This is a genomic window from Chitinophaga sp. (assembly GCF_035538455.1).
GTDB lineage: Bacteria > Bacteroidota > Bacteroidia > Chitinophagales > Chitinophagaceae > Chitinophaga.
In genome coordinates this window covers 19,622-29,480 of sequence record NZ_DATLKJ010000171.1, presented here as the reverse complement: position 1 = coordinate 29,480, position 9,859 = coordinate 19,622, and the positions used below count along the sequence as shown (strand labels likewise).

Below are 9,859 nucleotides of genomic sequence, written 5' to 3'. Positions count from 1 at the left end.
AATAGATATGCTTTCTATTTCATTAGGATCGATATTAGAGAAGCTGTTCACCGGAACGCCATCCACTACGATCAGGGCAGTGCCGAACCCCCTGATGTCTATGCTGGCGCCGTCTTCACCAGGTTCGCCACTGCGCTGGATAGCGCGCAGTCCCGGCAGCCGGCCGGCGAGGCTTCCTGAGATATTGGCGGACGTTGATTTCACGAGGTCGGCACCTTTCACCGTAGCAACTGAAGCGGTGATATCTTTTTTCTGTTGTTGTCCGTAAGCCAGCACTACTACTTCTTTCAGGAGTCCTACGCTTTCTTTCAGCACAATACGCTGCGGCTGGTTGTCCCCGGCTTCAGCCTCATGTGATGTGTATCCGCTCATTCGGAATACCATCTGCGATCCCTTGGGAACGGTTATGGTATAAAACCCTTTGGCATCAGTAACAGCTCCCTTGTTGCCGTTCTTTTCTACTACTGTAACACCCGGCAGCGGCGCTCCGGCGCTGTCTGTAACATAACCGGAGATCTGCACCATCTCCTGTTGCAGGTTACCAATCGCAGCTTTGTTGTCGTTCTTCTCAACAAGCTGCCTTATGATAATTTCATTGTTGAAGAAACTGTACGTAAGCGACAATGGCGTGAGCAATCTTTTCAGCACACTGCCCAGGCTTTCATTGCTGGCATTCAATGTTACCTTTTTCTCCAGTACAGAAGCACCGATGGAATAATTGATCTTCACAGCAGCTTCTGTGCTGATTTTGTCCACTGCGCCACGCAGTGTTTCATCCTTAAATGATACGGAGATCCTCCGGCTGAGAATATCCTGTGCTGATGCTGTATCAAAAGACACCAGCCACAACATGACAGTTAGTAGTAACGTACCTGCGGACAGGGCACTCCGGCCCGCAATTTTAAGCGGAATTGTATTCATTTGGTTGATATAATTAAAAACGTTGATCACCAGGGGCCGTTGACAGACCTCTGCAATAAGGATTTATTTTTTGGTTCTTTTAGTGTCAGTAGCAGGCTTTCCCGCTTAGCAGATATACCTGCGGACCTTCCGCAACAGCAGCACCATTAAGTGTTAAGGCGATTTTCTGCAGTACCCTTTTAACTTCTTCGTTCCTGTCAAATGAGCCATAGAAATTGCAGGCATCAAGTGAAGTGCTATATTTTACATGAACATTATAAATCTTTTCTACATCTTCCAGCACTTCTTTCAGCGGCACATTCCGGTAATTGTATATACCTTTTCTTCTGTCCGCCGCCAGCACAGCATCCGGATCATCAGTCACCAGCAGGCTATCAGCGTTCTTCTTCCACACTACGCGTTGCAATGGCCGTAGTACGATGGCATCTGCTTTTCTTTCCGCAGCAGCTACTTTCACTTTCCCATTCAGCAATACTACTTTCTCTGCTGCACTTCCGTTATACGCACTTATATTGAAAGAAGTACCCAATACGGTGGTATGCAGTTTCGCTGTACGCACAACAAACGGACGTTCCATATCCGTATGCACGTCAAAAAAAGCTTCGCCATTCAGCTCCACTATTCTCTCTGCGCCGGCTTGTGCGAACACTTTCAGCGTACTTTGCGGAGAGAGCCATACCATCGTTCCATCTGTGAGTTTGCATGTTTTATACTCCGTGCTTCCCGTTCTTATGATTGCATCATATGCAGTTATGGCCGGATATGTGTGGTGACCAGACTGTAACATCCACCAGGAGATAAACCCGATGACCGGCAACAATACGGCCGCTATCTTCACTACCGGCCACCAGCCCATGCGGCGGACTTTCCCCTGGTTCTCTTCACCAATCGAGGCACTGATGCGTTTGAATATAAGCGCTCGTTCTTCCAGGTTGTGTTCATCAGTTATATCAGGTTCCGTTTCAAATGAATCGTAGTAAAGCTCTACAAACTTACTCTCAGCAGGAGAACCTGTCCCGCTCAGCCATCTCCTGATTGCCGATGCCAGTCTTTTTCTGTTGTCTGACATAAGGTCGTTTATTAGTAAGTATGATGAAATAAAGAAACTCCCAAAATATTTTAAACTTTTTCCCGAAGTGCGAATATCATGTATGCAGGTAATCGCACAGAATGATACAGATGCAAAGTGGAATACGATGTGAGATGAGGTAGTCACGAAGCTCATTCAGGGCGGTCCGGAGCTGGTTCTGTACGGTCTTTACGGAAATGTTCAGGTTACCGGCTATCTCCATCGTGGAAAGTCCCTGATGGTAATGCAGCAGGAAAATCGCCCGTTTCTTCCGGGGAAGCATATCGGCCCATGATCTCACCAACGCTTCCAGGTCTTTATAATTGACGGAATGATCAGCAAGGGAAAATGACAGCGCCTCTATCTTATCAAAGAAAAAAGAAGTCTGTTCCTGGCGGGAAAGTTTTTTGAGTACCTGGTATCTCGTTGCCGTTTGAAGATAGGCGCCCAGGTTGGCCACCTCTACCTGCGATCTTCTCCTCCAGAGATCGCAGAATACTTCCTGCACCACATCGCGGCAGATGTCGGGATCTTTTGTTCTTTTGTGTGCTGCATTATACAGACGATGCCAATAGCGGTTGTAGATGACTTCAAAAGCCTTCTCATTACCTTCGGCAAGATGCGTCAGCAGAACCTCATCGGCAGAGGTTATCAGATTATCATTGTTCACCATACAGCATATTTTTCAATCCGTGCAAATAAGGAACCGGGATATTTGCTATTTCCCGGAAAACGAAGAAGTCTGCTAAATTTAGGTTATTGTTTGCTTACCTGCAATATGACGGATGTCTTAACGGCAAAAATTAAGTGATGAACGATAACCTTTCTGAAAAAAAATCTGAATTTAATCCGGGAGTTTTACAACTTTACAGTACTTATATAAGCCGGGCATTCAGCTTCCGGCCAGGGCAGCGTATCCCGCTTCCTATCCTGATATAAAAAGTGAGCACATGAAAAGAAAGTCAATCAGACCTTACCTATCTATTTTTCCATTGCTGGCGGCAGCGCTGTTACAGTTTAATACTGCCACCGCCCAGCGCACCGTCAATGATGTTCCGTTTACTATACCTGCAGTGCGGACATGGCAGGGAGACACCGGCAATTATACGCTTCCGGCACATGTAAACATCCTGGTGGCAACACAGGATCAGGCAGCATTACAGCGGCACCTGACCATTTTCAGGAATGATCTCGCGGAGCGATACCCGGATCTTGTCGTTAAAGTGAATGTAAGCGATCACCCGTTACCACGCAAAGGTGATATACTGTTTACCCTTGCAGCGAACGGTACAGATAGCGCAGAAGCCTATCATATGGTGATCGACAGTTCTATACGTATCAGCGGACAACCTAAGGGCTGCTTCTGGGCAACGAGGACAATGCTGCAGATACTGGAGCAATCGCAGGAACGCGGTATTCCGCGCGGCAGTATCACGGATGCACCACGCTGGCCCGTCAGGGGCTTTGTGCTGGACGCAGGCCGGAAATTCTTCCCTATGAGCTTTCTGCGGGATTATGTGCAGTTCATGTCTTACTATAAGATGAGCGACTTCCATATACACCTTAATGACCAGGGCCCCAGGCAGTTCTTTCATGGTAACTGGGACAGCACCTACAGCGCCTTCCGGCTGGAAAACAGCACCTACCCTGCTCTCACCGCAAAGGACGGCCATTATACCAAAGCTGAGTTCATTGCATTGCAGGAAATGGCAGACAGCTTCGGCGTCACCATCATCCCTGAAATAGATGTTCCCGCCCACTCGCTCGCCTTCACGAAGTTGTTTCCCGAGATAGGCAGCACAAAATACGGCATGGATCATCTCGACCTCTATAGCCCCAAGACCTATGAAGTAATAGACAATGTATTCAAAGAATATCTCCAGGGGCCAAACCCTGTATTCAGAGGTAAGGAAGTACACATCGGCACAGATGAATACAGTAAAAAGGAATCAGAGCAGTTCCGCAGCTTCATGAACCATTACATTGATCTTGTGCAGCAATACGGCAAACAGGTAAGGATGTGGGGCTCGCTTACCAACAATAAAGGTAATACGCAGGTGCGCGTTAAAGGTGTCACCATGAACCTCTGGTACAACGGTTATGCAGATCCCAAAGAGATGCTGCAACTGGGGTATGACGCCATCAGCACTCCCGATGGCTGGCTGTACATCGTACCTGCAGCAGGCTATTACTACGACTATCTTAACGCCAGGAAGCTCTATGACAAATGGACGCCTTCCATTATCGGCGACCAGGTATTTGATGAAAGCAATGCACAGATAAAAGGCGGCTCCTTTGCCGTATGGAATGATCATGTAGGCAATGGTATTACTGCTAAAGATGTGCATGACCGGGTGTTTCCTGCCATGCAGGTGCTGGCCGAAAAGATGTGGACCGGCAAAGAACAGCGTCTTAGCTATGATACATTTGCCAGACACGCTACTGCCATTGGTGAAGGCCCGGGACTGAATATAAGAGGCAAACTGAATGCAGACTCTCTCCTTCCACTGTCCGGCAAACTGACTTTCCACAAGGCTGACGCCGGCAATTACAAAGGCCGCAATGCTATCCGCCTGAAAAATGCAGGCAGCTACGTGCAAACCTCCAACACAGGTATCGGGTACAACTATACCGTTTCCTTTTATGTGTGGCCGGAAAAGGGTAACAAGGCTGACGCCGTACTCTTCTCCTCACCCGATGCCGTGGTGAAGCTGAAACAACAGCAAAGCAACCAGCTGGGCTTTTCCAGGGAAGGTTATCACTATTCCTTCAACTATATCGTACCGGAAGAAAAATGGACGCATATCGTGATAGCAGGGAACAATAAAGGCACTACGCTGTATGCTGACGGGGTGATGATAGAAAAGCTGGAAGGCCGTGTACAACAGTTCCCGGAATCTAAAAGCAAAAGAGCCATTGTACAGACCCTGTTCTTCCCGCTGCAGTACATCGGCGGTGCGGGCAACAGTTTTAAGGGATATATCAGCGATCTTAAAGTTTATGGTAAGATTATCCCCGCAGAAAAAGTGCATGAACTATAACACATAACTACATACAATGTAAAATAAAAATGAGACCAGGAATGGTCTCATTTTTATTTTACATTTCACGTAACCTGTAACTAATGAAAACACAAGTCGTCAAGTATCATATTGTTGCTAATGCGGGTAAACACAACTTAACCCGTTATGAAAAATTTAAATGATACAATTGTGCTATCAATGTTGTATCATTTCCTGGTTGCACACAAAATTCTGTCAATGATCAATAACCCAATACCATTATCTTGACTATTATTGCCACAATATTTTCCTTTTGGGGTACCGGGCAAAAGTAAAGGACGTCTCATAATGAAACGTCCTTTACTTTACCTGTCGCTATTATGCAGTTCAGGCCATTCTTTCCTGTATAGGTTTCAGCTGATATGCTTTGTAGAAGAAGCGGTCTGCTTCGTGTTGATCTGCGGCGAAGTTCACCACTTCCACAATTTTGCCGTCTTTGATCTTCCAAAGGAGGCACCATAACATGTCTACGTTATTGCCGTCTTCGCGGTTGCTCCAGCCACGGTGACAGTCGATTACATAGTCGTCGTTTACGCCCAGTACGATAGGATCAGCCTTGAAGCCGGATTCGCTCAGCTTTGCAAAATAGGCCAATACTTCTGTGATACCTACCTTGGTACCGCTCATAGGATGATGCCCCGGGATCGTCCATTTCACGTCTTCCGCCACTACTTCTTTCATAGCTTCTGCGTCAAAATTACCGTAGGCTGCAAAAAATTTACCGATGATTTCCAGATTAGGATGTTGTTCGTTCATTGGACAATATAGTTTTTAAGTGCTCAGTTTAATTCTGATCCTATAAATATCAGAAAAAATGCACTATCCTATCTGTCTATGCCGGCAAAATCACACAAAAGTAATATCAGTTCACAACACCCAGCTGCCGTAGCATACCCAGTTCGTCGGTGATACGGTAATGAGAAGCGATACGCCCATCGCGGAAATGCTCGATATTGATCTGGGATACGGAGAACTTTTTGCCAGTAGGCGGCAGGCCGAAGAGATCCCCCGTCTGTGTACCGGTAAAGGTTACACGAACAACTATAACCGTATCGCTGACAATCATTTCATCGATCGTGTAATGCATGTCCGGTATGGCTTTCCGCATAGCCGTGACGATGGGTTTAAGACCTTCCGGGCCGGGAACGGGCGGCGGGCCGGAGGGTGTGTGATTAACATAATCGGCTGTAAGCAGGCTATCCAGCAGATGTAGCTGTCCGTTGTTCCATACTTCATGGAAATAAGCGTTGATGATGTCAGTGTGTGTTTGCATAGACCTAATTTTTATTGCAAGGTCGGGTAAAGCCACACTGTAGCCAATGAACTTTTACAGGAAAAAATGTTGAACTATTTCAAGAAACGGAAAGTAGTTTCAGACTGAGAAATATGCCATGTCATATCGGAAGACATCCCGCCAACAAAAAATGAGACCAGGAATGGCCCCATCGTTTACATAAAACACACCTAATTATTTAGTGCTCTCAGGTGATATTAAAAATCCTTGCCGGCCGGCGTATTGATAACCAAGGCTTTTATACCCGTTATCCGCCGCTTAGGCCGATGGTCTGTTCATATCATAATGTTACTAGCTGCGCCATGCAATGGTGGCAATGAAATGATCGGCACGAAATTAAGTGAACGATGCATTAATAAATACTACTATATTGATGATCATTGATGCAATATTTCCTAAGGCTATATGGTCAGCACATTTGTTGCCTGAGAATCTGGTGTTATACCATGCGGGGCCATGATAATACGAACCAGCGTAGCGATCAATCAGAGATGGAATGGTTTCAGGAAATAGAAGATAGTTTCTTCCTGATTTTACTGAGGAATTCTGCAGTGATGCCCAGGTAAGAGGCGATCATGTATTGTGGCAGGCGCTGGTCCAGCTCCGGGAACTGCTGCGCAAAAGCAGCGTAACGCTCTTCTGCCGTTTGGCTGATAGCTGCCAGCATACGGTTCTGCATGGCGATAAAAGCGCTTTCCATATTGAGGCGGCCAAAACGTTCCAGCTGCGGGATCTTAGTATACAATTCGTCCAGCGATGGCTTGCTGATCTCTATCACCACGCTGGCTTCCGCAGCTTCAATATTCATCAGCGAGGGGGTCTCACACAGGAAACTGTGCATATCACCGATCCACTGATCTTCCACCGCAAACTTGATGATATGCATTCCTCCTTTTTCATTGAGGTCATAGCCGTACAGACAACCACTCTGCACATACCATTGCTGGCGGCATACATCACCCTCCGGCAGCAGTAGTTGCTTTTTACGGATACGCCTCGTTCTGACTGCACCAAGAAAGATGGCTTCTTCTTCTCCTGAAAGAGGGATGTAACGTTTCAGATGTGCGATGATGGGTTGCATGGTATACAAATGTAAACAATACAAGGATATGTATTGTTATCGTATAAATGAACTGGTTCCCTCAAACATACTCTTATGCCATTCCCTCCCAACAACGCGGAACAGTTGCAGTCACATATCAGCAACCTGCTGTCACAGTACCGGCAAAACCGTGTATCACCCTCTGTGTACGACACGGCATGGGTGGCCATGATACCAGCTGCTAATACCTGCCAACCACGCTATCTCCACTGCCTGCAATGGCTGATCGCACAGCAGCAACCAGATGGCAGCTGGAGTAACAACACCGGTATTCACTTCAATCATGACCGTATTATCTGTACCCTCGCAGCCTTGATAGCCTGCAAAACCTGGCATGCCCAGGGACTCACACCGGCTGATACCATCAGCAATGCCATTACTTATCTTTCTTCAGCATTGCAGACAGTAGAAACGTCCATTCAGCAACTGGTAAGTTTTGAACTGCTTTTACCCGCATTACTGGAAAAGGCTGATGCCCTGGGCATTGTCCTTGCCGATGATACTACATTGGACAGGCTGAAAGCCGGGATGACACAAAAACTCCGGAAGATAGAACAGGTAGCTTTCTTCTGCCGGCCACATCCCGCATTCCATTCACTGGAAGGCTTACCATCCCGGCTTATACAATGGGAACATATACAGGCAATACAGGACAGTAATGGCGGAATTCTTTCCTCTCCATCAGCCACAGCTTTTGCTTATCTGAAAACCGGGAATACGCGCTGCCTGCACTATATAGATCAGCTGATCAACGATATGGGCTACATCCCTGCCATATATCCGGTGGACAACTTCGCTACTGCGTGGATGCTGGATATTTTGCTATCGTTGGAATTGAAGGATATATTCAGCGATACATTCTCCCTCATTCTCAGCAACCTCTATGAGTATTGGGATGCAAACTGCGGCATCACCTGGAGCAGTACCTTCTCCCTGCCAGACCTGGACACCACCGCCGTCACCTGTCATTTATTACAACAACAGGGAAAAGAGGTAGCTGAAGCTGTGTTCCTTCATTTCCGGACGAACAATATTTTCCAGTGTTTCACTGGAGAGCTCACACCCTCGCCTTCTCATTTGTTGCATCTGCTGCGGGTCGTGACCAACCCGGAATGGCGGCAGGATATTCTCCGCCAGCTTGAAGGATGCCTTTCCGATCAGCTGATGGACAAATGGCATCTCTCTCCCTGTTACCTGATTGCTATCCTGATGAAGGTACAGCACCTCCTTCCCGAAGATAAAATTCAGTATTGCCTACAATACCTGCAACGCACACAGTATCCGGACGGTGGTTGGGGTATCAGTATTTCCAATCCGGAAGAAACAGGATGGGCCTGCCTTGCACTCTACCTCTATTCCGGCCGGCGCCAACCGGCAGTAACAGACATGCTATATAACGGTATCGGCTATTTGCTAAAACTACCCACTCCGGATAAAGTACAATACCAGCCCTTATGGATCGATAAAAGCCTGTATGCCCTTCCCGATGTAGCGGATCTGCTGATCAACGCCCTGCTCCTGAAATATCAGACAGATATCGGCCTCACACTTGAGCACCAGGTAATCTACTGGGCCCAATTGCATATTGCCGTAGATACGGAGCGTATTGCAGCTATGATAACATTTGCCATCTCCTCCCTACAGGGAAAAGACATTTCCATTATTGAGGCATACATCAGGATCAATCTTTTCATCTTCGCAATAGATGATATCTACGACTCACCTCACTTTACCCCGGCTGAACTGGAGCAGATATGCCCTTATCTGCTGGGACAGCAATCACATATCCAGATGTACTCAGACCAGCATACTGCACTGGTGAATGATCTTGCAGATATGTACCAGGAAGTGACCGGTAAATGGTTTGATCAGCCAGATCAATATCCCCTTGTCTTTCAGTATTTCAGGGAGTGCATACAGGTAACAACAGAGAGTATGCTCGAAGAAGCCCGCAACAAATACACCCATCTGCCCGTCACCCTTGATGACTATATTGAAAACGGGAAACTCTCCATCGGCGTTTATATTACCGTGTCATTCATGATACGGGTACTACAACCAAAATACTTTAACAACCGCGATCACATCAACGATATAGATGCTATTATTTCGACTGGGGGGAAAATAATCCGGCTACTGAACGATAAACGCAGCTTCCAAAAGGAGCTGGCTGAGAATAAGATCAACAGCCTGATCATACTGATGAATACTACTGGCTACGAACGCCATTATAGCGAAGCGGCCAGGGAAGTGGACCATATAGTTGCGCAGCTCTTCATCGAACTGGAAACAAAGGCCGCTACCATTGAAGCTCCTGCTATGAAAGAAATATGCCAGCTACTGATAACCGACTGCTATACGGTACAAACCTTTTACAGTACTTCAGATTTCAAGGAGCATATATGAAACAA

The 9,859-nt window shown here is 46.8% G+C and carries 8 protein-coding genes; 2 read left to right on the top strand and 6 right to left on the bottom strand.

What is annotated here, in order from left to right:
• The 3 genes from VM802_RS20545 to VM802_RS20535 all read right to left on the bottom strand — a co-directional run.
• A partial coding sequence (locus VM802_RS20545; RefSeq protein WP_325534036.1) for a carboxypeptidase-like regulatory domain-containing protein occupies positions 1 to 921 on the bottom strand: 921 nt, incomplete at its 3' end.
• An 85-nt stretch (positions 922 to 1,006) separates the two neighbouring features.
• Positions 1,007 to 1,990 (bottom strand): FecR family protein, encoded by a 984-nt coding sequence (locus tag VM802_RS20540; protein ID WP_325534034.1) that lies wholly within the window; start codon positions 1,988 to 1,990, stop codon positions 1,007 to 1,009.
• A gap of 76 nt (positions 1,991 to 2,066) precedes the next feature.
• Positions 2,067 to 2,663, bottom strand: coding sequence for an RNA polymerase sigma factor (locus tag VM802_RS20535; protein WP_325534032.1), 597 nt, complete (start codon positions 2,661 to 2,663; stop codon positions 2,067 to 2,069).
• A 277-nt stretch (positions 2,664 to 2,940) separates the two neighbouring features.
• Here VM802_RS20535 and VM802_RS20530 point away from each other — a divergent pair, with 277 nt between their 5' ends.
• The gene (locus VM802_RS20530) at positions 2,941 to 5,031 is read left to right on the top strand and encodes a family 20 glycosylhydrolase (RefSeq protein WP_325534030.1); all 2,091 of its coding nucleotides are present in this window, start codon (positions 2,941 to 2,943) and stop codon (positions 5,029 to 5,031) included.
• 348 nt (positions 5,032 to 5,379) lie between these two features.
• Here VM802_RS20530 and VM802_RS20525 read toward each other — a convergent pair whose 3' ends face one another.
• The 3 genes from VM802_RS20525 to VM802_RS20515 form a co-directional block, all read right to left on the bottom strand.
• Positions 5,380 to 5,808, bottom strand: coding sequence for a nuclear transport factor 2 family protein (locus VM802_RS20525; protein WP_325534028.1), 429 nt, complete (start codon positions 5,806 to 5,808; stop codon positions 5,380 to 5,382).
• 106 nt (positions 5,809 to 5,914) lie between these two features.
• A complete protein-coding gene (locus VM802_RS20520) occupies positions 5,915 to 6,325 on the bottom strand; it encodes an ester cyclase (protein WP_325534026.1) in 411 nt (136 codons plus the stop codon).
• A 523-nt stretch (positions 6,326 to 6,848) separates the two neighbouring features.
• Positions 6,849 to 7,427, bottom strand: coding sequence for a Crp/Fnr family transcriptional regulator (locus tag VM802_RS20515; RefSeq protein ID WP_325534024.1), 579 nt, complete (start codon positions 7,425 to 7,427; stop codon positions 6,849 to 6,851).
• Positions 7,428 to 7,502: 75 nt separating this feature from the next.
• Here VM802_RS20515 and VM802_RS20510 point away from each other — a divergent pair, with 75 nt between their 5' ends.
• Positions 7,503 to 9,854 (top strand): terpene synthase family protein, encoded by a 2,352-nt coding sequence (locus VM802_RS20510; RefSeq protein ID WP_325534023.1) that lies wholly within the window; start codon positions 7,503 to 7,505, stop codon positions 9,852 to 9,854.
• Positions 9,855 to 9,859: the final 5 nt, after the last annotated feature.